The organism is Acidaminococcus intestini DSM 21505 (assembly GCF_000425045.1).
GTDB lineage: Bacteria > Bacillota > Negativicutes > Acidaminococcales > Acidaminococcaceae > Acidaminococcus > Acidaminococcus intestini.
This window is the reverse complement of the sequence record NZ_AULA01000013.1, coordinates 19,071-42,204: the sequence shown is the minus strand read 5'-3', so window position 1 is coordinate 42,204 and position 23,134 is coordinate 19,071. Positions and strand designations below refer to the sequence as shown.

At 46.6% G+C, this 23,134-nt stretch carries 31 protein-coding genes and 3 tRNA genes; 28 read left to right on the top strand and 6 right to left on the bottom strand.

From position 1 onward, the window contains the following. Window positions 1-3 precede the first annotated feature (3 nt). A complete protein-coding gene (locus H503_RS0105690) occupies window positions 4-1,032 on the top strand; it encodes a ribonucleotide-diphosphate reductase subunit beta (protein ID WP_009014631.1) in 1,029 nt (342 codons plus the stop codon). A gap of 68 nt (window positions 1,033-1,100) precedes the next feature. Here H503_RS0105690 and H503_RS0105685 read toward each other — a convergent pair whose 3' ends face one another. After that, complete coding sequence (locus tag H503_RS0105685) at window positions 1,101-4,292, bottom strand: DEAD/DEAH box helicase (protein WP_026385565.1); 3,192 nt, start codon at window positions 4,290-4,292, stop codon at window positions 1,101-1,103. A 156-nt stretch (window positions 4,293-4,448) separates the two neighbouring features. Here H503_RS0105685 and H503_RS0105680 point away from each other — a divergent pair, with 156 nt between their 5' ends. The 5 genes from H503_RS0105680 (at window position 4,449) to H503_RS0105660 (ending at window position 5,510) form a co-directional block, all read left to right on the top strand. Beyond that, window positions 4,449-4,679 (top strand): hypothetical protein, encoded by a 231-nt coding sequence (locus H503_RS0105680; RefSeq protein WP_009014629.1) that lies wholly within the window; start codon window positions 4,449-4,451, stop codon window positions 4,677-4,679. Between the two features lie 28 nt (window positions 4,680-4,707). Beyond that, on the top strand, window positions 4,708-5,136 hold the full coding sequence (locus H503_RS0105675) for a HutP family protein (RefSeq protein WP_009014628.1): 429 nt from the start codon (window positions 4,708-4,710) through the stop codon (window positions 5,134-5,136). A 127-nt stretch (window positions 5,137-5,263) separates the two neighbouring features. Next, window positions 5,264-5,339, top strand: a tRNA-His gene (locus tag H503_RS0105670). A gap of 16 nt (window positions 5,340-5,355) precedes the next feature. After that, window positions 5,356-5,431: transfer RNA gene (locus H503_RS0105665), tRNA-Gln, on the top strand. A 3-nt stretch (window positions 5,432-5,434) separates the two neighbouring features. Beyond that, window positions 5,435-5,510, top strand: a tRNA-Lys gene (locus H503_RS0105660). Here the strand turns inward: H503_RS0105660 and H503_RS12220 are convergent. From H503_RS12220 to H503_RS12130, 4 genes are all read right to left on the bottom strand, one after another. Next, window positions 5,473-6,993 carry a recombinase family protein gene (locus tag H503_RS12220; protein WP_071604136.1) on the bottom strand — a complete coding sequence of 507 codons (1,521 nt, stop codon included), beginning with the start codon at window positions 6,991-6,993 and terminating at the stop codon, window positions 5,473-5,475. The genes H503_RS0105660 and H503_RS12220 overlap by 38 nt on opposite strands. A gap of 123 nt (window positions 6,994-7,116) precedes the next feature. Further along, on the bottom strand, window positions 7,117-7,974 hold the full coding sequence (locus H503_RS0105655) for a KilA-N domain-containing protein (RefSeq protein WP_211219245.1): 858 nt from the start codon (window positions 7,972-7,974) through the stop codon (window positions 7,117-7,119). 29 nt (window positions 7,975-8,003) lie between these two features. Next, entirely contained in the window at window positions 8,004-8,276 is a 273-nt protein-coding gene (locus H503_RS0105650) for a hypothetical protein (protein ID WP_026385563.1), read from the bottom strand. Between the two features lie 3 nt (window positions 8,277-8,279). After that, window positions 8,280-8,690, bottom strand: a complete 411-nt coding sequence (locus H503_RS12130) for a helix-turn-helix domain-containing protein (RefSeq protein ID WP_051201297.1) — start codon at window positions 8,688-8,690, stop codon at window positions 8,280-8,282. Between the two features lie 168 nt (window positions 8,691-8,858). On the opposite strand from H503_RS12130, the gene H503_RS0105640 reads away from it, so the two are divergent. Both H503_RS0105640 and H503_RS0105635 read left to right on the top strand, forming a co-directional pair. After that, window positions 8,859-9,068: a hypothetical protein gene (locus H503_RS0105640; protein ID WP_026385561.1), complete on the top strand. Its 210-nt coding sequence runs from the start codon at window positions 8,859-8,861 to the stop codon at window positions 9,066-9,068. 89 nt (window positions 9,069-9,157) lie between these two features. Continuing rightward, on the top strand, window positions 9,158-9,472 hold the full coding sequence (locus H503_RS0105635; RefSeq protein ID WP_026385560.1) for a hypothetical protein: 315 nt from the start codon (window positions 9,158-9,160) through the stop codon (window positions 9,470-9,472). On the opposite strand, the gene H503_RS0105630 is transcribed toward H503_RS0105635, so the two are convergent. After that, window positions 9,437-9,949, bottom strand: a complete 513-nt coding sequence (locus H503_RS0105630) for a hypothetical protein (protein ID WP_026385559.1) — start codon at window positions 9,947-9,949, stop codon at window positions 9,437-9,439. The two genes, H503_RS0105635 and H503_RS0105630, sit on opposite strands and share 36 nt — an antisense overlap. 153 nt (window positions 9,950-10,102) lie before the next feature. Here H503_RS0105630 and H503_RS0105625 point away from each other — a divergent pair, with 153 nt between their 5' ends. From H503_RS0105625 to H503_RS0105520, 20 genes are all read left to right on the top strand, one after another. Further along, window positions 10,103-10,396, top strand: coding sequence for a LysM peptidoglycan-binding domain-containing protein (locus H503_RS0105625; protein ID WP_026385558.1), 294 nt, complete (start codon window positions 10,103-10,105; stop codon window positions 10,394-10,396). A 387-nt stretch (window positions 10,397-10,783) separates the two neighbouring features. Then, the gene (locus H503_RS12445) at window positions 10,784-10,936 is read left to right on the top strand and encodes a hypothetical protein (RefSeq protein ID WP_155877839.1); all 153 of its coding nucleotides are present in this window, start codon (window positions 10,784-10,786) and stop codon (window positions 10,934-10,936) included. A gap of 2 nt (window positions 10,937-10,938) precedes the next feature. Further along, entirely contained in the window at window positions 10,939-11,244 is a 306-nt protein-coding gene (locus H503_RS0105605; protein ID WP_026385555.1) for a hypothetical protein, read from the top strand. Between the two features lie 84 nt (window positions 11,245-11,328). Continuing rightward, window positions 11,329-12,309 carry a YqaJ viral recombinase family nuclease gene (locus H503_RS0105600; protein ID WP_026385554.1) on the top strand — a complete coding sequence of 327 codons (981 nt, stop codon included), beginning with the start codon at window positions 11,329-11,331 and terminating at the stop codon, window positions 12,307-12,309. Window positions 12,310-12,313: 4 nt separating this feature from the next. After that, on the top strand, window positions 12,314-12,574 hold the full coding sequence (locus H503_RS0105595) for a hypothetical protein (protein WP_026385553.1): 261 nt from the start codon (window positions 12,314-12,316) through the stop codon (window positions 12,572-12,574). Between the two features lie 12 nt (window positions 12,575-12,586). Beyond that, on the top strand, window positions 12,587-13,495 hold the full coding sequence (locus H503_RS11870) for a recombinase RecT (protein ID WP_051201296.1): 909 nt from the start codon (window positions 12,587-12,589) through the stop codon (window positions 13,493-13,495). 11 nt (window positions 13,496-13,506) lie between these two features. Then, window positions 13,507-13,995: a hypothetical protein gene (locus tag H503_RS0105585; RefSeq protein ID WP_026385552.1), complete on the top strand. Its 489-nt coding sequence runs from the start codon at window positions 13,507-13,509 to the stop codon at window positions 13,993-13,995. A gap of 64 nt (window positions 13,996-14,059) precedes the next feature. Beyond that, window positions 14,060-14,794: a DnaD domain protein gene (locus H503_RS0105580; protein ID WP_026385551.1), complete on the top strand. Its 735-nt coding sequence runs from the start codon at window positions 14,060-14,062 to the stop codon at window positions 14,792-14,794. 13 nt (window positions 14,795-14,807) lie between these two features. Then, window positions 14,808-15,617, top strand: a complete 810-nt coding sequence (locus H503_RS12125) for a DnaA/Hda family protein (RefSeq protein WP_051201295.1) — start codon at window positions 14,808-14,810, stop codon at window positions 15,615-15,617. Then, the gene (locus tag H503_RS0105570; RefSeq protein ID WP_035196037.1) at window positions 15,614-15,838 is read left to right on the top strand and encodes a hypothetical protein; all 225 of its coding nucleotides are present in this window, start codon (window positions 15,614-15,616) and stop codon (window positions 15,836-15,838) included. Before H503_RS12125 ends, H503_RS0105570 begins: the two co-directional genes overlap by 4 nt. Window positions 15,839-15,849: 11 nt before the next feature. Further along, a complete protein-coding gene (locus H503_RS0105565; protein WP_026385549.1) occupies window positions 15,850-16,119 on the top strand; it encodes a hypothetical protein in 270 nt (89 codons plus the stop codon). Next, the gene (locus tag H503_RS0105560; RefSeq protein WP_026385548.1) at window positions 16,116-16,352 is read left to right on the top strand and encodes a hypothetical protein; all 237 of its coding nucleotides are present in this window, start codon (window positions 16,116-16,118) and stop codon (window positions 16,350-16,352) included. Before H503_RS0105565 ends, H503_RS0105560 begins: the two co-directional genes overlap by 4 nt. A 4-nt stretch (window positions 16,353-16,356) precedes the next feature. Beyond that, entirely contained in the window at window positions 16,357-16,779 is a 423-nt protein-coding gene (locus H503_RS0105555) for a RusA family crossover junction endodeoxyribonuclease (RefSeq protein WP_026385547.1), read from the top strand. 60 nt (window positions 16,780-16,839) lie between these two features. Then, window positions 16,840-17,355 carry a hypothetical protein gene (locus tag H503_RS0105550; RefSeq protein ID WP_026385546.1) on the top strand — a complete coding sequence of 172 codons (516 nt, stop codon included), beginning with the start codon at window positions 16,840-16,842 and terminating at the stop codon, window positions 17,353-17,355. Between the two features lie 175 nt (window positions 17,356-17,530). Further along, window positions 17,531-17,935, top strand: a complete 405-nt coding sequence (locus tag H503_RS12945) for an HNH endonuclease (RefSeq protein WP_051201293.1) — start codon at window positions 17,531-17,533, stop codon at window positions 17,933-17,935. A gap of 69 nt (window positions 17,936-18,004) precedes the next feature. Then, the gene (locus tag H503_RS0105540; protein ID WP_051201292.1) at window positions 18,005-18,382 is read left to right on the top strand and encodes a hypothetical protein; all 378 of its coding nucleotides are present in this window, start codon (window positions 18,005-18,007) and stop codon (window positions 18,380-18,382) included. Window positions 18,383-18,388: 6 nt separating this feature from the next. Continuing rightward, window positions 18,389-20,149: a terminase TerL endonuclease subunit gene (locus H503_RS0105535; protein WP_026385544.1), complete on the top strand. Its 1,761-nt coding sequence runs from the start codon at window positions 18,389-18,391 to the stop codon at window positions 20,147-20,149. Between the two features lie 16 nt (window positions 20,150-20,165). Beyond that, a complete protein-coding gene (locus tag H503_RS11855; protein WP_051201291.1) occupies window positions 20,166-21,428 on the top strand; it encodes a phage portal protein in 1,263 nt (420 codons plus the stop codon). Continuing rightward, window positions 21,406-21,993, top strand: coding sequence for an HK97 family phage prohead protease (locus H503_RS0105525; RefSeq protein WP_026385543.1), 588 nt, complete (start codon window positions 21,406-21,408; stop codon window positions 21,991-21,993). The genes H503_RS11855 and H503_RS0105525 overlap by 23 nt, the downstream gene beginning before the upstream one ends. 12 nt (window positions 21,994-22,005) lie before the next feature. Next, complete coding sequence (locus H503_RS0105520) at window positions 22,006-23,133, top strand: phage major capsid protein (RefSeq protein ID WP_026385542.1); 1,128 nt, start codon at window positions 22,006-22,008, stop codon at window positions 23,131-23,133. Window position 23,134 lies beyond the last annotated feature (1 nt).

Genomic DNA, 23,134 nt, shown 5'->3' with positions numbered 1-23,134 from the left:
AAGATGAAAAAGAAACTTATTTTTAATGAACATGGGCAGCGCGGGACCCAGGCCATGATTGGCGGTAATACGACAAACCTGCGCGAATGGAACCGAATCAAATATGATTGGGCCAATACACTTTACCGGACCATGCTCAATAACTTCTGGATCCCCGAAGAAATTTCCTTGAACGAAGATATCAAGCAGTTCCCGTACCTTACGGACAGCGAGCGCCGTGCCTTCGATAAGATTATTTCTTTCCTGAACTTTCTTGACAGCGTCCAGAGCGAAAACCTGCCAAACATAAGTCGTTATATCACGGCACCGGAAGTGGCGTCCCTCTTAAATATCCAGGCTTTTCAAGAGGAAATTCACGCGCAGAGTTATTCCTATATCCTTGATACGGTGACAAATCCCATTACACGGGATAAGATTTATGATGAATGGCGCACGGATTCGACGCTATTGGAACGGAATCGGTTTATTGCCGATGCGTATCAGCGCTTCAGCGATGATCCGAACGAAGGCAATTTCCTTCATACCATTGTGGCAAACTATATCCTTGAAGGCATTTATTTCTACTCAGGTTTTAGTTTCTTTTACACCTTGGCCCGCCAGGGGAAAATGACCGCAACGAGCACCATCTTCAAATATATCAACCGTGACGAAGTGACGCACCTCATTCTCTTCCAGAATATCCTCCGCGAACTGCGTCATGAACGGCCCGATCTTTTTACAAAGGAGCAGGATGCTCATATTGCCGACATGATCCGTCAGGGTGCGGAAAATGAAATCAAATGGGGCCAGTATATTACGGATGATAAGATTCTGGGGCTCAATAATGGCCTGATCGAAAAGTACATCAAGTATTTGGCCAATATCCGCCTTGAAGCCATTGGACTTGCGCCCCTTTACCCGGAAATCAGTCAGAATCCCATGGAATGGATTGAAAGCTTCTCCAATCTCAATGGAACGAAAACGGACTTTTTTGAAGCGAAAGTAACGAACTACACGAAAGCCGCCGCTTTTGACTTTGACGATTTGGTATAGCATAACACAAAAGATCCCAACGAATGGTCTATGTGACGCGTTTGTTGGGATCTTTCATTTACAGGACTTTACAGGACGCCGCTTGCGTCGGTTTCCGTGAGGAGGCCGGCAGATAGGGGCAGGGCAAGTTTCAAGATCGCGGTCATGGGCTGTGAGCCTTGAAGACGCTCGATGCTTACACGGCCAAGAAACGTATAGCTTTGGGTGCCGCCGTAGGCATCTTTTTTATTTTCACGAACAAAAAGAAGAATATAACCCGCTTTTTCCTTTTCCCTGCACAGCCTTTCATAACGCTGCCCCGTCTTTGAATGGGGTGTCGTCGTACTTTGGCTTTGCCAGTGAAAGGTCATCCGATCGATGGAATAGTCTTCATAACGTGTTGTCTCCGAAAAGTCGCGGTCTGATTTATTCAGGGTTACAAGAAAGACATCCGTTGGATGGATGACAGCAAAACTCTTTTCTGGGGTCATGAACTTGACGCCCTCGCGGATGGAACTGGGATGATCGTACCCAAGCGCGGCAAAGATTTGGTTTCTTGTGTAGTGACAATAGACTTCAAGGGCACAGGGATAAAGGACCCCGGGGGACTGGGGCAGGAAGGACAGGGCGTTTTCCTGCATCGTCAAAAAGGCCTCCAGTTCCTTGATAAAGGGATGCCAGTGGCTAAGGCTCAAGATGAGCGCTTCTGGGGAAATAATCCCAAGGGCTTCCAGATCCTTTGAAAGAAGAGTGTGGTACAGCATGGCCGCATATTCCCTATCAAGAATCGTTGTTGGCCGTTGAGGAGCTTTCAGGTTTTCCTTGAGATAGGAAATCCAGTGCGGGGAATCCAGGGAAAGGAGCGTCGGATAAGCTCTCATGAGGACTTTTTCCTCAAGGCTTTCTTCCCGTTCTTCTATGAGGCCGGCCTTCATGAGCAGCCTTGTGTAGGTTCGCTTCCCATTATAAAAAAGGTGGGGATCGATGCCGGAAGCTTTGAAAAATTCCGCAAGTGTCGGTACGCTCCCTGTTATCTCGTAAAGTTCACGAATGGTTTCCATATAGTAGGAAAGGCCTTTTAGCTGGCTGTTGATATTTTCAAGGATTCTTTGCTGGGCAACTTTTTCCAGCTGAATGCAGCAGCCCTTGGGTGCGTGGGGAAAGCCTAGCTGAACTTCACGGCGAATGGAGAGGTTCCTTGTCCCCATGAGGGCAAAAAGACGGGAAGCAAAGTCGTATTTTCGGTTTGCCTGAGCGACAAAATCAAGGACCGTAAGGCAGTCCTTGCCTTCAAAAAGGCGCAGGCCGCGTCCCAGCTGCTGTAAAAAAATGGTGAGACTGTTCGTGGGACGCAGGAAAAGTACCGTATTGACGGCGGGGATATCGACGCCTTCATTAAAGATGTCGACAACAAAAAGGAAGGTCAGCCTGCCGGAAGCTAGGTCAGCTGCTGCTTTCCGGCGCACTTCATCAGGTGTATCCCCCGATAGGGCAAGGGAAGGAATCCCCGCCTTGGTGAAGAAACGGGCCATGAATTCGGCATGCTGGATTCCAACGCAAAAACCGATGCCTTTTACATCCCGCAGATCACTGGTATAGCGAGTGAGAGCCCTTAAGATGGCGTTGGCCCTGATCTCTGCCGTATGATCCCTAGCATAAAGATGGATAAGCTCATCTGTTTCATACTGCCCCTTTGACCAAGCAACGTGACTCAAGTCGATGGGGTCCTCTACGCCAAAATAATGGAAAGGAACCAAGAGACGTCTTTCAATCGCTTCAGAAAGACGGATTTCCGCTGCCATATGACCATCAAAATAAGAGAGGATGTCTTTCCCATCCATGCGTTCTGGCGTTGCCGTAAGGCCCAGAAGGATCCTTGGCTTGAAATAGGAGAGCAGTTTCTGGTAACTCGGTGCTGCTGCATGATGGAATTCGTCAACAATGATCATGTCATAGTAATGGGAATCAAGTTTTTCCCATAGACGCTGGTGCTGAAAGGTTTGAATGGAGATAAAAAGATGGTCCGCCCGTTTGGCCTTGAAGTTTCCTACGGAAAGTTCCCCAAAGCCTGGATCTTGGAGGACTTGACGAAAGGCGGAAAGGGATTGGGTGAGGATTTCCTCCCGGTGGGCCACAAAAAGAAGACGGGTTTCCTTGTTTCTATTTTTGGCAAAGCGAGCGTAATCAAAAGCTGCAATGGCGGTTTTTCCTGTACCCGTAGCGGCAACAACGAGATTGCGCGTGCGGTGATGGATTTGCCGCTCAGCCTGCAGGGCATCAAGGATCTGTTCCTGATACGGGTAGGGACGGATTCGGAAAGCATAGGAAAGGGCGGAACCTTCCTTTTTGCCCCGTCCCCGTTCAGCATCAATGGCGTCTTCAAGATGCGGACGGTCTTTTTCGCTAAAGTCCTGAAATTCATCACTATGCCAGTATGTATCAAAGGTCGTATGGATTTTTTCCATGACAAGGGGCATATCCTGCTGGGTGATCTTCATATTCCATTCAAGTCCATCGGCGATGGCTGCATGGGAGAGATTTGATGATCCGACATAAGCCGAGGAAAAGCCGCTGCTGCGGTAAAAAATATAGGCCTTGGCATGAAGACGCGTTTCCTTGACATTGTAGGAAATCCGGACCTCCGTATTGGGAAGAGCCGCCAGCTCGGCTACGGCCTTGGGATCGGTCGCACCCATATAGGTTGTCGTAAGGACGCGGAGCTTTCCTCCATGGCGGGTGAATTCCTGGAGATAGGGGCGGATCATAATATACCCTGAATATTTGATAAAGGAAACGAGCAGGTCGATGCGGTCCGCGGATTGGATTTCCCGCTGCAGTTCCGTTACAAGGGAAACGTCCTTTTTGCTGTTGGTAAAGAGCGTGGAATGGGAAAGCCCCGATAAAGGCCGCTCCAGAATGATTTCCTTGAGGGTATTCTGACGCCGTTTCAGCTGGGTGAGAAGAAAATCCTCACGGCTTACGGTGTGGCCTTCGCCTAAGGTTTCCATGCGTTTTGAAAGAAGCCGGATGAGGTCATTGACAAGATGAAGTTCCTTACTAAGGGCCGTACTTCCTTCTTCATCCTGATCGGCGATTTCCTTTAGGCAACAGTGAATGAGGCGGCCGGCATAATCAGATAGATAACGGGCCCCTTCCTGGGAATCGACCGTCTCCGTCTCCTTCCAAATCTGTTCTTCTTTGCTTGCCTCGTCAAGCACCTTCCCGAGTTCGTCTGAAATGACGCGCTCATAGATTCCATCAGGCAGCAGCGTAAGTTCCATAGGGCATCCTCCTTTATGCTTTCCAGTATAGCAGATCGCGTCCTTTTCTGCAGCTAAAAGAAATAGGGGGAGCGTGGCAAATCCATTGCATGAATGGCCGGCACCTGTTACAATAAATGCAGTATGTAGGACAGAAAAAGCAAAGGAGGCCTCGCTGTGTCCGTAATCATTGCAGAAGAACTGAGAGCTGGGTACATCCTCGGTGATCCAGATAATGACCAATATCTATATATGCCGGGCAGTGAGATTGGTGTGGACGATCCCATGTGTATTTTTGAGGACAAGGATTTTAAAACCGATGTTCACCTCAAGGAAGCTGTGGAGATTGCTAAGAAACTGACACTGAAACGGGTCCATCATCCCCTCATGGGTGATCGGTCCTATTGATGAATCGAAGTAGGAATGGAGCAAAACAATGGAAAAAGAAATTTTCAGCATTGATGTTGGGAGAGCGGCCCTGCGCATGGCCATGTCTGAAACAAGGGACGATGAGGACCGCCTGAAAGCAAATTACGCCAAAGAAGGATTCCGTACGGCTGCCGTTAATTTTGGCGGTGAGTTTTTGCCAAGCGTCACAAAGATTGTGGAACGTGCCATGGTGGCGGCCGAACGGCAGCATATCGTCTCAGACAGTCACGTCGGGGCTGGAACTGTGGCAGGTGCTGCCCATGAAGCCCTAAGCCAGGTTATTGCCAAAGCCTCGGGCTTTAATGTCGGCGGCAAGGTGGGCATTGCTCGTTATGGGGAACACGTCTGCGTCGCCATCTTCATGAGTGTTGGCGTTCTGAACCTCAATGAAATGGCTGTTGGCCTTGCTCATCGGACCCTTGCCGGTGTGGACTGAACCGCAGTCTAAAAGATGGGCTGTTGCCGGAAGGCTCCCTTTGCCGCCCTGTTTTTCCTTTTACAATTTTGTTGACACACCCTATAAGATGTGGTAAAATGACAAAGTCGCTGATAAGTACGACATGGTGGCTATGGTGAAGCGGTTAACACACCGGATTGTGGCTCCGGCACGCGTGAGTTCGATCCTCACTAGCCACCCCACTTTTTTTGGGCTTATTGGGGCATAGCCAAGTCGGTAAGGCACGGGACTTTGACTCCCGCATGCGTTGGTTCGAGTCCAGCTGCCCCAGCCATTTGATTCACTAGCTCAGTTGGTAGAGCACCTGACTTTTAATCAGGGTGTCCCGGGTTCGAATCCCGGGTGGATCACCATTTTGTTCAAATAAGAACTCTTTATCTTGACAGGATTCTGTAGGATGGGGAGTTCTTTTTTGTAGTTATATTGGATCTCAATAAAATCTCCATAGATGATGACACTGCGGACGAGGGATGAGAGCAAAATACTCTTGTACTTGTCCGCTTTTTTTATTTGCTGGGAAATGGACCAGAAAAAGAATTCAATATGTTTTTCTGTCAATCGTGGCACCTGGTTCATCAATTCTTCCTTCCTGATATCGTCGTTTAAGGTTTGGAGCTGTTTTTCGTAGTCCTGAATATGATTTGTCACGGTCTGGCTAATAAGGCCTTTCTCGACAGCTTTTATGCAGTTTTGGAGTTTCCTTGAAATTTCTGTTCTTTGGTTCTGCAGCGACTGAAGGACCAGGGACGGTCCTTGCTCTTTTTGAGCGCTGATAGCTTGCTTTGCAATGGCACTGATAGCCTCTTGATTACTGAGGAGCTGAGTGGTCGTATTACAGATAATGTCTTCTAGCTTATCTGCACGGATCGCCTTTGTAGTGCATCCTTTTTTCTTCAGATGGTTTCCGCAATCGTAATAATGATAGACGCGCTGCATCTTCGAGGTCCCTGCCGTGCCAACCATGCTTCCGCCGCATTGGCCACAAAATAACCGCCCAGTCAATAGATAGTTTTCGCCGCGAGATTTAGCGATGCATTTCTTTTTCGCTTTCGTGATTTCCTGGACTTTTTGCCAGTCTTCAGGATTGACAATGGCTGGGATTGCATTCGGCTTTTTGATGTCATTCCAAACAAAGGCGCCAATGTATCGCTCGTTCTTTAGAATGGTGTTGAGGCTTGTGCGGCCAAAGGGTCTGCCAAAGGCAGTGCGGCATCCGGCGGCGTTGAGCTCGCGAATGATTGATGATGGCTGCCGACCTTCCAGGGCCATTTGGTATATCCATCGCACAGTTTTGGCTGCAGGTTCGTCGATGATAAGATGGTGCGCCGCATCGAGTTTGTATCCTAGCGGCACGGTTCCACCTGGCCATTTGCATTCCAGGGCATTCTCCGTCATGCCTCTCATGACGTTTTCAGCGAGTTCCGCAGAGTAGTATTCCGCCATTCCTTCAATGACGGATTCTAGTAGGATGCCTGATGGATCATTGGCGATGTTTTCCATGGCACTGACAACTTTGACGCCGTATTTCTTTAACTTGTGTTTGTACTTAGCGCTGTCGTAGCGATTACGGGCAAAACGGTTAAGCTTATAAACGAGGACTGTATCAAAGGCTTGCGTAGCGGCCGCTTGAATCATCATTTGAAATTCGGGGCGTTGGTCACTGCGACCAGAAAGAGCCCTGTCGGCGTAAACATGTAGGATGGTCATACCGTTTCTTTTGGCGTAGTCTTCACATACACGGAGCTGTCCTTCAATGGATTCTTCCCGCTGGCGATCGGACGAGTATCTGGCATATATGACAGCTTTCCCTTTATCCTCAATGATTTTCTTTTGCATAATAATGGCCTCCTTCTATGGCTAGAAAGGGGCTAGTATGCTAAAATGATATAGCAAGCCCCTTTGAGATGGTGGATTGCGCTTTCCCTGTTGGTATTTGCGGTACCAGCAGGGATTTTTATTTTACAAGTGAGGGGTATTCTGAAGTTGTTTTAGTCGTTGAACACTTTTTGGTTTATTTTGTAATAGTGAACTCATTTGATAAATAGCAATCCGATTTAATCTATATAAACGTTCGGATTGCGGTATGCCTTCTCGTATTAATTCTGCATTCATTGTTTCTAAATTAGCTAAGATAATGAGTTGCTCAATTGTTGCGGCGTCTCTCATATTGCTCTTCTCGCCTTTATGTTCATTTCTCCATTGCTTTGCAGTTTTACCGAAAAGAGCGATATTGATTACATCAGCTTCGCTGGCATAAGTATAGCCCTCCTCTGTTTTCGATATTTCCGAAGGAATTAAATTTTCTTTGATGGCGTCTGTGTGGATTTTATAATTCGTTTTTGCAAGTTCTCTCTTTACAGTCCAATCTAGCGCTTTTGCGTGGCTTTCATCGGATTTCAACCTTTGGTAATCCTTGATAATATAAAGCTTAAATTCAGGAGAAATCCAGGAAGCAAATTCAAATGCAATGTCAGAATGTGCAAAGGTTCCACCATAACGGCCTGATCGAGAAATAATCCCCATAGCGTTTGTATCTTTTATCCATTTTTGAGGGGATAACACAAAAGAATTACGACCTGAATCATTTTTAAACTGGTCGAATTCGACCAGTTTAAAATCTGGATTATGTAATTTCTCCCAAAGCCCTAAAAATTCAATAGTTCCACGGATTCGCATCCAATTTTTTATAACATCAGCAGGTGCATCAGGGTTATGGTATTTTGCAATATCTGTTAAGGAAATATAGTCTGATTCAGCAGAACTAGATAATCTAATGTCTATTCCATGTGCATGGATAACCGATTTGATTTCTTTCATAATACCTAATTCCTTTCTTTCAAATGATTCTATTCAACCACCTTATAGTGAATATCCAGATCGGCCCAATCAATCTTTGTCAAGGCGTCCTTACGGGCGTCTTTTTCTAGCTGCGATGCATCAGTATCGCTGCAGAAGTCGGCCCTAATGATATGAGCGATTTCGTGAACAACAGCGGCGTGCATTTTTTGTGGTGGCAATTTTTCGGATACAAGGATGGTTAAGCTGTCGTCGGCGTTGATTACCGAGAGAGCATCAACCCCGGAAGGGAGGCGGGGCGTCTGGATGACATTGATTACCATGTTTTATTTTGGCTCCTTGCTTTTTAGATACTGCACGTAATTATAGGCTTCTTTCATTTTATCGGGATCAAGGTCAGCCGAAGCTTTGAAGAGCATGCGCAAACCGGCATTGGTTCTGAGTTGTTCAGCTAATTCTGCGGTCTCTGGATTTGTGTAGTAAGAATCTTTTTCGGTGTGCATCTCTTCTACATTCCTACATTCTGATTTTCCAATGACCCACATGGGGTTAACCCTGAGAGCGCGACTAATGGCTTCAATTACAGGCAACTTGATATTTTCGATATTTCCTTTTTCATATCGAGTAATTGTCGAAGCAGCAACACCGACTTTTTCTGCCAATTCTTTCCTTGTGATCCCTATATTTTCACGAGCCTCTGTTATTCTTTTCCCGATTTCTTCGTTAATCATCGACATAGCTACTCCCTCCTTTTGTTTTTCCATTATACCATAAAATATTGCGTAACGCATTATTTTATTTGTGTAAAAATAAAATTATTGCATTATGCATTGACGTTTCTAAAACAAAGTGATATGATTTAGCTATAAAAATTGCGTTGCGCAATTAAGGGAGGAGGGATTGCAATGATTAATACGAGAAAAATCAAAGGACGGATGGCTGAACTTGGATTAACTCAAAAGGACTTAACTGGAAAAGATGCATTAGACTGTGCTCAATCCACAGCTAATCAAAAGCTCAATGGCGTGCGTCCGATTTATTTGGATGAGGCCGAACGGCTTGGGACTAAGTTAAAATTGACGAAACTTGAATTCTATGACTTTTTTTTTGCTTAAATAATTGCGTAATGCAATTATTTAAATCGGAAAACCGAAAACAAGGCGCTGAGCAGGCATGGTATGTCAAAGAGAGGGAGGTGATGACGATGACAATTTGGAATGATGACGAGGAGAAGAAAAAAGAATTTCAGAGGCAATATGAGGAATACTGCAAGGGTTCAATGAGCCTGGAAGACAGGAAAAGGTTTGAAAAACTGCTTGCACTGATGTTCGTACAAGACTTTCAGAGCAAAAATAGTCTGCCTATCTACCTCTTATGGGGATGCCTTTTTGCACTGCTTGCAGATGTCGGGTATAAGGTCGTAATCGGCAGTGATTGGATAACTCCTTTAGGCTGCTTAGTCGGATTAATCATTTTTGGAACCCTATTGTTTTATATCGCCAGTGTTACTCCGGATTAAGTATTTATCCGCGATACGCTTGATTACTCTAGGTAAACCATAGTACGAAATAAAGCTTGAAAATGCGTATTTGCCAAGGATTTCATCAATTAATTTAATGCGTTGGGAAAGGGTTTGATAGAGCGATTGTGATACAAATTCCAATCGAGCTAAATCCTTAGAGGAAATCCCTTTTCTCACCAAGGCGCCTTGAATCAGGATGTCATAAGAAAGCATTTGAGCACGCAGGGCATCATCAAAGATTTCGATGTAATTCAATGTATAGGGCCCAAGAAGATGAAATTGAGAGCAAGCGGTTTCAATGATTGCCTGACTATATTTCATATTCTTAATTATTTCAGCATTCAGCTGAAGCCACCAAAGATAATTTTGATAGGTTTGTTTGTCAGCATTCACGGTTTTGCGCCAATTTTTATAAAGGTATACAACCAGGCTGAAAAAGGCCGAACCAATTCCAGTAAAAACAAATTCAAACATTATGCTCGCCTCCCATTGGTATGAGTATACCACGGAGCTAAAGAACAAAGAAAGGCGGTGTTAGCATGGAACAGCTGATTGACTATATCAGACGGTATCTGGTCGAACATCAAAACGAATATGAGGCGTGGTTAAAGGAGAAAGGAGTTAGACATGAAACCGAAAGCTAAAGCGGCCATCATCGCAACGGCCCTTATCACTGCGGGAATCCTGACTGCAGGAGCCATCTGGGGCGAGAGGACTAAGCCGGAACCAACCGACTATCTCACATTTGAGCACGTCGTCCACACTGGCGACAGCCTCTGGTCACTTTGTGAGCGCTACGGCGGCTATGAGGATATTCAGACCATCATCATGCGGGTGAGGGAAGAAAACGGAATTAAGGAGCCAGGCAGCCTACAGCCTGGCATGAAAATCAAGGTCAGAGTGAGGAAGGGTGGACGCTGATGAAGACCGAAAATTTTGAGATGGCAGTTAAAATTGCAGAAATTCTGCAGGATTATTGCTGGGATCAAGAATGCCGTCAATGCCCGTTTCATTTCGATGACGAGGACGAAGATTGCATGTTTGGACACTCACCACGCAATTGGGACCTAAACCAAGCAAGATCGAACGAAGTCCGATTGAAGATGGAGATGCGCGATGATAGATGATAAAACGGCCTTTCAAATGGCTGATCAGTTGAGGGAATATTGCGATCGCAAGAATTGCGACGAATGTCCCTTTGCAATCCAGGCCTATGCCTTTTGCGTCCTGAATGATGATTTGCCGAGAAATTGGCAGCTTGGGCATGCAGAGCTTTTTGTGAAGAAATTTGTGAAATGAGGTGAACCCATGAAAATTAGTGATAAAGAGGCATGGGCCGCTGCTGAAAAACTGCGAAAATACTGCCGCGAAACACGATGTCCGGACTGCCCGTTTTCGCGCAAGGAAATTTGCGAAATCTGTATCCCGGCTGAAGAATGGTTTGTGAACGAGGAGGAGTAAAAATGGAACAGTATATCCCTGATGAGATTTGGGTTAAAGCGTTGGAGCATGTGGATGCATTGCCCGCTCTAATCAGTGAGTACAAAGACGCAACCATCGTATTGTCCCTCGCAGATTATGGCGATGAAGATCATGCGCATCCTCTTGTGGCAAAAGGTTCGTATTCTCAAATGTTTGCGCATTTGATAACTGTTGTAGATAGTTTGATTGAAGACATGCCGCGTGAGCGTGCGATGAGGTTTCTGCTGAACCTCACGGTTTCCCTTGCGAGCGTTGCATTTGACCTTAGCAAATCCACCAAAAAATAAAGCCCGCCAGCATGGCAGTGCTGACGGGTCAGAGGTGAATCTTGTGGTCAGGATTCACCTCCATTATACAGGAGGACTATGAAAATGGCAAAATTTAAAAATTGCTCCTTGATCTTGTCAGTCAAGGATGCCCAGGACCACGCCAAGTGGCTGGCGACAAGAAATCTTGGAATCGGCGGGAGCGACGCTGGAATCATCATGGGGCTGAGCCCGTTCAAGTCACCATATCAGCTTTGGCTGGAGAAGACGGGGCAGGCGGAGCCGGAAGACCTCAGCGGCAATCAAGCGGTCTACTGGGGAACGGTGAATGAGGAAAACATCGCCAGGTGGTTCGCCAAGGAAACGGGCAAAAAGGTGGAACGCTGCGGAACGCTGCAAAGCACGGATCATCCTTTTATGATTGCGAACATTGATAGGGTCGTCGTTGGCGAGAGCGCGGGCCTTGAAATCAAGACGGCAGGCGTGCAGCAGGCTAGCCTGTGGAAGGATGATGAAATTCCCGACTCCTACTACTGCCAATGTCTGCACTATATGGCCGTAACCGGACTTGATGCCTGGTATATTGCAGTCCTTATCGGCGGAAATGAGGCCCGCTGGGAAAAAATCGAGCGCAATGAAGAGGACATCCAGACCCTTATCGCTGCCGAAAAGGCCTTTTGGGAGCTAGTTACCACCAAGACCGCGCCGCCGGTCGATGGATCCCTTTCCTGCTCCCAAGCATTGGCAGCTAGATACCCAGACTCCAGGGCAGAGGAAATCGCGCTCCCGAACGAGGCGGCTGAATTAATCGCTCGGATTAACAGCGACATGGAAATCATGAGCCAGCTCAAGGCGCAGATTAAACTTAACCAAAACTTTCTGAAGGAAATGCTTGGAGAGGCTGAATCCGGACGGATTGGAACTCACAGGGTCCAATGGAAAACGATTGCAGGAAGAGAAACCTGTTCGCTTTCTAAGCTCAAGAAAGCAGATGAAGGGCTGTATGAAGAGTTGAAGGAGCAAGGATTTGTGACGGTAGGGAAAGCAAGCAGAAGATTTTCCATCAAAGAGATTAAGGAGGGCTAAGGTCATGGATATCATTAAAGGGGACCTGTCTTTTTATCAACTGAATAAGATTTCAGGGTCTTATATTGCGGAACTGCAATATGGGGGAGCATATTTTCCATGCTGTTATGAATTACATATTTATTTTGGATTAAATGCTGCCGACATTATTTTGGCAAGATTTGATAACAAGAGCCGAGCCTTAAAAGCTCAAGATCATTTGGGAAGAATGCTGGCCTATGGGGCTTATGAACAGATTGTTGATATTAGAAATCCTGAAGATTAAGGAGACTTGACCATGAACACTAAAGGTGGATTGACGAAAAAAACGGCAGAAAGGCAGGAAGCACAGCAGGAAATTCAGCAGAAGGGAGCGACTTTGAAGGGTCTCATCAAAGCCATGGAACCACAAATCAGAGCGGCACTCCCAAGTGTCCTGACTCCAGAACGTTTCACACGAATGATCTTTACAGCGCTTAGTACAAATCCGGACCTAAAGGAATGCACGCCGCAATCTTTCCTGGGCGCGATGATGCAAGCGGCACAGCTTGGCGTGGAGCCTAATACGCCGCTTGGTCAGGCTTACCTGATTAGGTATAACCGCAATGTTAAAGATGAGAAGGGTAACGTTAGCAAAGTTCCTGAATGTCAGTTTCAGCTTGGGTACAAAGGATTCATTGATTTAGCTTATCGGTCTGAGGCGGTCCTTGATATTGCTGCGCATACCATATACAGCGGAGATTATTTTGAATTTGAATATGGCTTTGAACCAAAGCTTGTTCACAAACCGGCATTGACTAACCGTGGAACGCCAGTTGCTTACTATGCTGTTTATCATACGAAAGACGGAGGTGGTGGCTTTGAGGTCATGAGCCAGGAAGATGTCGAAAGGCATCGGGATGAGTTCTCTAAAGCTGCTCAGAAGAGTTTCAGTCCTTGGCAGACCAATTTCGAAGAGATGGCCAAAAAGACTGTACTGAAGAAACTGCTCAAATACGCCCCTCTTAAAACCGAATTTGTCCGTGCGATTTCCACTGACGAAACCGTTAAGAGCAGCATTTTGCCTGATATGGCTGACCAACCCAATGAAATGGAATATGCAGATATTGAGGTTGAGGGAACTGCAGACCAGCAGGTTGAAACTACCATTGACCCAGACACGCCGTTTACGCCGGAAGAATTGGGCGATTCTTCTTTTGTTGATTAAAGGAGGCAATCATGGAAAAGGATAGGAAATATATCATCACTGCTATTCAAGTTGCTAAAGGTAAGATCAAGATTTCTTATGATGCATCGGGCGATATGGGGACGGAGTCCTACACCTTGATTTCTGCAGAAAAAGCAAGGCCGGAATTATACAAAGCCATGTTTGATCTGCGCAGTCACGTTGCCAGCCTTCTGGAAATTGATTTTCAAGGCATGGACGATCGTATCAGACCGCGGGTGGTCAAATTTGACTATGACAGTAACGACCGGATGAGTGCGATTATCGAAGCAGATTTTAAGGTCCCGCTGGCAATGGCTACAGTTCCTATTCGCACGCCGGAAAAGACCGAGCCGATTGATTCCGAAGTGGATATCAACGAGGCCGTATTCATGTTCGCTTCGACGGCTGACCAGCTCAAGCTTCTCATGAAGGAAGTGCTGCTTTTTATTGATGGCAAACGCGCTCAAGAAAAACTTCTTTTCAGCGATGACAAGAAATAGAAAAACAGAGCCCTGCCGGAGGAAACTCCGGTCGGGCTATCTACTTGAAGGAGGATGAACCAGAATGGCGCAGGGAAGATTGAAGATAAACTACATTGCAGAGATAAATGCTTTCCACGCCTGGCTGGAAGACCATGCACTATCATCAAATTCAATTCTTCTCTGGTTTTCCCTGCTTCATTATTGCAATATGACTGGATGGCGTGAGAGCTTTAACCTTTCGATGTCCGAAATTGAGCAGGATACGCATATGAAGCGCAGAAGCATTGAACGAGCTCGTGCAGAGCTGGAAGAAGCTGGATTAATTAAAGTCTCTCGCAGAGGACGGCAATCTCCTGTTTATGCGATTCATTTCTTTGGCGTCTGTGACGCAAGCAATGAAAATCCTATTGGCGTTGGTGACGCATCTATTGGCGTTGGTGACGCATCTATTGGCGTTGGTGACGCATCTATTGGCGTTGGTGACGCATCTATTGGCGTCTGTGACCACATACCTAAAGAAACATATAAACGTATAAACGCTAAGGAAAGCAGCGACCAAAAAATAATCGTCGAGCATTTTCAAAAAACAATTCATCCTCTCCAAAGTGGAAGTGAATCGGAAATGCTATTATCGCTGCTAGAAGAATATGGCAAGGATTTGTGCATTAAGGCCATTGATCGAGCTGTACTGCGAGGAAAACGGACAATAAAATATGTCGCAGGCATCCTAAAGCGATGGAGCCAGGATGGATACGACGAACCGGACGGCAGCATGCCGAGAGATATCCCGGATGAAGTTAAAGCCATACCGTTCTGAAGGAGGGAACGAAGTGGAAGATTATATCAAGCAAATGATGGAGCGCATCAAAAAGACGATGAAGGAACGCCAGACAGAGCAGCAGCCGAAGCCAAAAGTTCCAGTAGATGGAATCCAGTGTGATCGATGCAGCAATACTGGCTGGGTGCTGGTCAAAAACGGAGATCATGAGTCTATGGGGCATTGCCCGAAGTGCTGGGAACAGCGACAAGTTGTCAGCCGGCTGAAGAAATCCGGCGTTAGCGCAGAGGACTATGCCAGGTATACGCTGGAAGCCTTCGACGGGAATAGAAGCCCAGCAGCGAAGCTGATGAAGGACATGGCTACTCGATACCTGCAGGATCATGTCAAAGGCGGACCTGGATTTGGGGTTTTCGGAAAATCTGGGATGGGGAAGACTCATATCTGCATCGCTGTTTGTCACGGACTGACCGTCGACAAGCATGAACTGCACTATTATTTTTCGTATCGCACAGAGATGCCTAACCTGACTAAAGCGGCGCGGAGCTATGCTGAAGATTATGAGCGGGCGATGACCAAGTGGAAAACCTGTCAAAACCTTTTCATTGATGACCTTTTCAAGCTCAGCGGTAAAGTGCAGAAAGGGCATCTCGTGGATGTCGACAGGGACGAGCTGCGGATCATCTTCGACATCGTCAACTCGAGATATCTTAATCACTTGACGACGATTTTCAGCAGCGAGTACAGCGTCAACGACATTACGATCGTTGACGAAGCGCTAGGCAGCAGGATCTTCGAGATGATTAATCCTTACGGGCTATTTGTGCAAGGGGCAAATCAAAGATTGGTGGGTGCGAAATGAAAAATGAATTCATGAAGAACCAAGAAGGATATGCAGATCCGACGCCAGGGAATGCCCTCAAAAAGATTCAAAAAGAAGAAGCAGATAAACAAAATGCTGTTGATGCTGCACGCATGGAAAAAGCACTGAAGAGAGCAAAATGCATCCTTGGAGATGCTGGCTTTGACGTGATTGAAAGGATTGTTCTGAAGAACAAAAGAACTGGGAAGATTTACCGATAGGAGGGTGAAAAATGAACAGCGTTAATTTGATGGGGCGAAAGAACAGACGGCGGCAGAAGAATACGGAGCAGGCCATTCAGGCATTGCGGAAAGAGCTGCTGCAAAATCGTGGTGAGTATCACTGGTGCGCGTATTGCGGCCGGAAGCTGTATCCCGGACAATGGCACTGGATGTATGACGAATTCGGACAGTGGGTCCGCAAATGTAACGATGAGCGTACTTGCCAGGAGAATCGCCGCCTGGAATGTGAAGAATCCTTCAGAAAGGCGATGAAACAATGAAAAAAGGAAAAGAATTTCCAAACGTTTATATTTATCCTGATGGATTATCTGGAAACACGCCTCTCAAGTGGAGAACGGATGAAATAGAGCGGCGTGAAATCCTGGAAGCTGCCAAGAAGATTAAGGCCTATTGCTCAAAGCAAACATGCGATTTCTGTATCTTGGATGACGTGATGTGCCTGAAGGATGAGCGAATAGACCCGCGAGATTGGGCAATTGATGACGAGGCGTGACCAAATGGAAACGGTATTTTATGTTGAAGGAGAACCTCAAGGGAAGGACAGACCAAGGTTTTCAAGGCTTAGCGGCAGAATCTACACGACGAGGAAAACTGAAAAGTACGAGCAGCAAATTCGCATAGCTTATCTTGATGCTGGCGGGAAACTGGTCCCGGATGACTGCTATGTTAGCGTATCTGTTGATGCCTATTTCAAGATTCCGAAGTCTTTTCCAAAAGGGAAAAAGGTGTTTTGCCAAAACAATATTTTGCGACCGACGAAGATGCCGGACGTGGACAATATACTCAAGGCTGTCTTGGATGGACTCAACAAATTCGCTTACGCAGACGACAAACAAGTCGTGACGGCGACCTGCAGGAAGTTCTATGCGGCCCAGGGTGAAGGATACATCAGAGTCAGAGTAACAGAAGAAAAAGCATAGACAAGCATGGCAGAGCCTTGTGCGCTGCCATGCCTTTCATAACATAAGGAGGATGGCCCAATGTTTCATAATGACTATATCAATGCGGTGCGGGAATACCTTTACCGCTATCATGAATTTAGCCAGTACATTGCCAATGTCAAGGCCGATATGGCAGAGTGCAGAGCGATGCTGAGCCAGGAGGCAACACCTGCTTCACCATCCATCTCTCCTACTGGTGGCTGCGGCGGCGGGGAGAAGGAGAGCCAGCAGGAGCGGATTTATGCCAGACATGAAGAGCTGCAGCATAAGATTGACCGGTATTCCGCTGAACTGGATAGATTAGGGCCAATCATGGCCAGGCTGGACAGATCCCTTGAAGCCATGGGAAAGATTTCTGAGACGGATAGAACCATCCTGGTTGACCGCTTCATTGATAAAACTTCCTGGGACAGCACAGCCAGACATGTGAATTCCAGTGTGGGTTTCTGCCGGAAGCGGGCAGGCGTCGCACTGGAAACCCTGACTGTCATGATGTTCGGACGGAATGCCATTCCGCAGCACCAGGGGAACATGGTGTTCTTCAAAGAGCCGTAGCAGTTCTGAGCAGATTTGAGCAGAATCGTGTAGATTTTGAGCAGAAACGTGTACGGTCTGTGTACGATCAAAGCAGGAAACCCGTGGTATACTGGTAGCATCGAAAACTAAATACAGGCCGTGCCATTGGGCATGGCTTTTTCTTTATCTGCTTACAAGAGAAAGTGAAACCCCTATGCTTATTTCATGCCCCTACTGTGGCCGGATGCACCCCATGGGGTATGTCTGTCCGAAGAAGCCAAAGCACAAATGGTATCGAAAGGAAAGAGGACAGAACGAAAGGTTCAGGAGTTCAGCAGCATGGCAGAAGAAGAGAATGGAAATTCTTCAGCGCGATCATTATCTTTGCCGCATCTGTTTAGAGGATGAACACAGACTGAATAACAATGACCTTCAGATCCATCACATCACGCCGCTGGACAGGGACTTCAGTCAGAGACTTGATACAAACAATCTGATTTCATTGTGTTCAAGGCATCATGACGAAGCTGAGCACGGCATTATTCCGGCAGACCGTCTCCGTCAGCTGGCGATAGTATCCCCCCGGCTTCCAGATTTGAAAGAGCCGGCTAAACCCTAGACCCTACTGCCCTACCTCAAAACACACCATCGTTAGACACACACGCTTTTTTTGGAAAGGAGGACTGGAATGGCAACGATGAAAATCACGCAAACAAAATTAAATAGGATGGCCCGAGACCTGCTGGAAAAGGCCGACGCATTTGGTTTGACTGACGACTATTTGTTCATGACGACATTCCGGCGATATACGACTCAGGTCGCTCTTGCAGAGGAACTGCAAAAGAGCCTAGAAAAAGATGGCGTGCTAGTCACTAAGGAATACGTGAAAGGCAGAGCAAATATTTATACTCACCCTGGAATCAACTCCTACAATCGCGTGACGGACAGCGCCAACAAGACCGCTCAAGCCTTGAGCCGAATGCTCGAAGAGGCAAGAGCAAAGAAAGAAGCAAGCCCGCAGAACAAGGCTGAAAATGATCCGCTTTTGCAGGCGTTAAAGGGTTGATGCTGCATGCCAGCGAGTGAATATATCAAAAAACATCCAGCGTATCGTTACGCCAGCGCGATTGTTTCTGGCAATGTTGCCGAGATGAACTTAATTCCAGAAGTTGCGGCGGTTTACAAAGCACCTTCTTACGTTGTTAAGCAATGTGAAGACTTCCTGAAGGTTGCAAACGGTGATGATCCTGAATATGTTATCAGCGACCACAAGTGCCGACAGATTGATGGGCTTCTGAAGCTTCTCATCATGCCAAGAGGATTGCAATTCGGAAAATCATTGTATGACTGCACTGTCAGCTATCAATGGCTATTCTATGTAGCGGTCCTTGCGGAGGTTTCCAGGAAAGACCCAGAAAAGCGACGTTATGAACGGGCCGTGCTTGAAATCTGCAGAAAGAATTTTAAAACATATACTATAGGCACGCTGTTCATCATTCTATTTCTTACGGAGCCGCCTTTTTCCAAGTTTTTTAGTGTTGCTCCGGATCTTGATTTGTCTAAGGAGGTAAAGGACGCTATTCAGAATACGCTTTCCGTGTCTCCTCTTGTCTACTACGACATGAATGGACTAAAACGATTCAAGCTGCTGAGGGACAGCATCAAATGCACGCTTACACAGACGACTTATAAGCCGCTTGCCTACACGAATAACAAGTTTGACGGCCGTCTACCGAATGTTTTTCTCGCAGATGAAGTCGGCGCGCTGCCGAATAACAGCGCCATTGAATCCATGGCATCAGGGCAGCTCAACATTAAAAACAAGCTAGGCTGCATTATCAGCACAAAGTATCCAAAAGTAAATAATCCCTTTGAGGCCGAAGTCGCATATTCAAAACATGTCCTTGATGGACAGGTGGAGGATAGGGCGATTTTTTCGTTGTTATATGAACCGGATTCTGACATTGCTAAAGAATGGATTACGAATCCTCTGGCGATGGCTCAAGGCAATCCTGCCGGCATCGAAATCCAAGAGATTTGGGATGATTTGAAGAAAAAACACGCCAGGGCTCTCAATATTGAAAGTACGAAGACAAACTTTCTCACCAAACATTGCAATATTATGGCATCTGGAACATATGATGGCGAAGCCTACATTTCCCTGGATGATCTGAGGCGAGGAAAGGTGCCAAAGATTGATATAGATGGGCAGACGGTCTATATCGGTGTTGACCTTTCGATGACGAACGATAATACATCAGTAAGCATCATTACCTATGACGCTAAAACTGGAGAAGTTTATTGCCGCCCGATGGTATTCATTCCTGCGGACAGAATCGATGAAAAGACGAGGGCTGAAAGAGTGCCCTACGCTGAATATATCGCAGCAGGACATATTATTCCTTGCGGCGATAGAACAATTAATTACAGAGTGGTTGAAGACTATGTCTTCAATATCGCTAATCACCATGGATGCAAGATAAAGGCTCTTGGGTATGATCGCTATAACTGCTTATCATCAGCTCAAAAGTGGGAATCCGGCGGAATCGACGTAGTCGAAATCAAGCAGCATTCTTCAGTGCTGCATTCTTCAACAAAGTGGCTCGCAGAGCTTATTGCAGACGGTAAATTTCATTACGAAGCGAACAACAAAATGGTGGAAATCAACTTTGAAAACGCAAAATGCGTCTACGACACAAACATGAACCGATATGTAAACAAGAAGAAGTCTAACGGGAAGATCGATATCGTTGCAGCGACGATCAATGCCATGTATCTGCTAGAACAAGACGTTAAGCTGAACACGCCTATGACATGGGGTGCGCAGTTCTAGGAAAGGAGGTGAAATAATGGGTTTCCTAGACTTTTTTAAAGGGGAAAAGCGATCCCTTGAGAATCCGGCTGCATCTCTGAGCGACTTCCAGGACTTTGTCGCTGGTGAAACAGCCATGCAGTGCACCAAAGGGCAGGCAATGACGCTGCCCGCCGTTGCATCTTCGTTGCAATTCATTGCCGGCGCTGTTTCGGGAATGCCGGTCAGACTCTACAGGACGAGGGCGGACGGAGGAAAAGAAGAGGTTGAAGATTACCGGACGGAGCTATTGAACCGAGAAACAGGCGATACGCTTGACGCTGTACAGTTCAAACGTGCGATTGTTATGGACTATCTCCTTGATGGAGAAGGTTATGCCGTTGTTAATTGGCAGCGGAACCGAATTCGCTCCATCAACTATGTTTCTCGTGAGAGTGTATCCGCTATCAGCAATCAGGACCCAGTCTTCAAGCAAGTTGCTTACTGGATTCAAGCTAGAAGATACGACGATTACCAGATATTTAGGATTCTGCGGGACAGCACTGACGGGATGGAAGGTCACGGCATCCTGGAAGAGAATCAATCGCTTTTTTCTACGATGTTCAAAGCTTTGAAATACGAACACAACACCATTGGCAGCGGCGCCAAACGAGGCTTTTTGAAATCAAGCAAACATCTTGACCACAATATCTTGGGGTCCCTGCGTCTTGCGTGGGAGAAGCTGTTTTCGGGAGATAATCCGGTCGTTGTCCTTAACGACGGGCTAGACTTCCAGGAAATTGGAACAACGGCCATGGAGAACCAGCTGTTCGACAACAAAGTAGCTAATAATAACGCCGTTTATTCGCTTTTTGGGCTGCCGACAGGCCTTTTTTCGGATCAACCGTCTTCTGATGTATACCTACAGGCGATTCGGACGGCTGTGCTTCCAGTCGCCAGGGCAATTGAAAATGCATTAAACAAATTCATACTCCTTGAATCGGAGAAAGGAAAGCTCTTCTTTGTCCTAGACAGCAGCGCAATCACAGAAGCGGACACGATGACGCGGTATCAGTGCTACGAAATTGGTCTTAAAAACTCCTGGCTAACGGTCGATGATATTCGCGTCAAGGAAAACATGCTGCCGGTTGGCATGGAATACATCAAACTTGGGCTTGATGCGGTCCTGTATAAGCCGGAAACGGGAGAAATCTACACTCCGAATACGGGCATCAAAGCTAACATCAATGATGCTTCGGAGCCGCCAATTAAACCGCCAACGAAAGGAGATGAAGGGAATGAAGGTGGAAATCCGCAGTGATAATACTGCAATCATTGAGGGCTATGTCAACGCCGTTGAACGCCTTTCTAGACCACTGAAGGACATCAATGGAGAAATATTTAGGGAGATTGTCAAAACGGGGACATTCGCTAAAGCGATTGCTGCTAATCCGAACATCGAACTTTGGTTCAACCATTTGAGGCCTTTGGGAGGCATCGCAAATGGAACATTAGAGCTCAAGGAAGATAATATCGGTCTGTACGCCCGTGCAATCGTGAACGATTCAGAAATTGTCCAGGAAGGCCGTGATGGGATGCTGTCTGGGTGGTCTTTTGCCTTTTACATCAATCCAAACGGAGAGACATGGAAGGAAGATCCTGAGAATGGACGCGTCCGAGAACTGACCGATATCAGCTTGGGCGAAGTCTCTATCCTTGATGTGACGCCAGCCTATTACGCGACGTCGATCAACACGCGCGACGAAAAAGCCGCACTGAAGGAAATTCGAGTCGAAGACGACAAAACGGATTCCGTTAATGATATCTTCAGTGCTTTGGAGCGAAGAAAACGGGAAGTCATCGTTTTATCTTTTGGAAAGAAATAAGGAGGAAAACGAATGTTTATTAAGGAACTTATTGAAAAACGTAACAGACTGGTCGACAAACTGGATGCCATCGTTAAGGCAGCAGAAGCAGAAACCCGAGCCATGACGGAAGACGAAAACAAAGACTTTGATTCTATTACTGCAGAAATCCGCTCCATTGACGAAACCATCGCAAAACTGAGAGCGAACGAGGACATGGGGAAGATTGTCGAAAAGACTCCGGGACAGAAGTCTGCTGAAGAAACTGAAAGTCGGGCATTTTCCGCATTTATCCGCGGGAACCTTGAAGAACTCCGCGATGGTGGCATGACGAAGACCGACAATGGAGTTGTCATTCCGAAGACAATCGCAAGCAAAATCATTGAAACGTTGAAAGAGATTTGTCCGATTTATGCGATGGCTTCTAAGTTTAACGTGAAGGGAGACCTTGTTTTCCCGTCTTATGATGATACGACTGGTCCTGTCGCAACTTATGCCGAGGAGTTCACGGCTTTGACGTCTAAATCTGGCTCCTTCAAGGGAATTACACTGACTGGCTATCTTGTTGGCGCGTTGACGAAGGTTTCCGTTTCCCTCATCAACAATGTTAATTTCAATCTTAGTGGATACGTCGTTACTAAGATTGCCGAAGCTATGGCAGAATTCCTTGAAAAAGAATTGCTTGCCGGCACGAACGGTAAAATGACAGGACTTGCCTCCTGCAGCCAGGGCATTGTCGCCGCAACAACGTCCGTTATTACGGTTGATGAACTCATCGACCTTCAGTCCGCAGTGCAACAGCGTTTCCAGAAGGATGCCGCATGGATCATGAGCAACGGGACATTCAAAGCCATCCGCAAACTCAAAAATGCAGACGGTGAATATTTGCTGAATCGTGACCTTGCCAACGGATTCGGGTGGACACTGCTCGGAAGACCTGTATATGCGTCCGATGCCATGCCTGAGATGGAAGCCGGGAAGGCGGTTATCTATTACGGCGATTTTTCTGGTCTCTACGTCAAAATTGCTGAAGGCATCAGCGTCCAGGTTCTGAAGGAAAGATATGCTGACGAACACGTCTACGGAGTCATTGCCTGGGGCGAATTTGACAGCAAAATCGTTGAAGAACAAAAGGTTGCAAAGCTCACCATGCATGAATAAG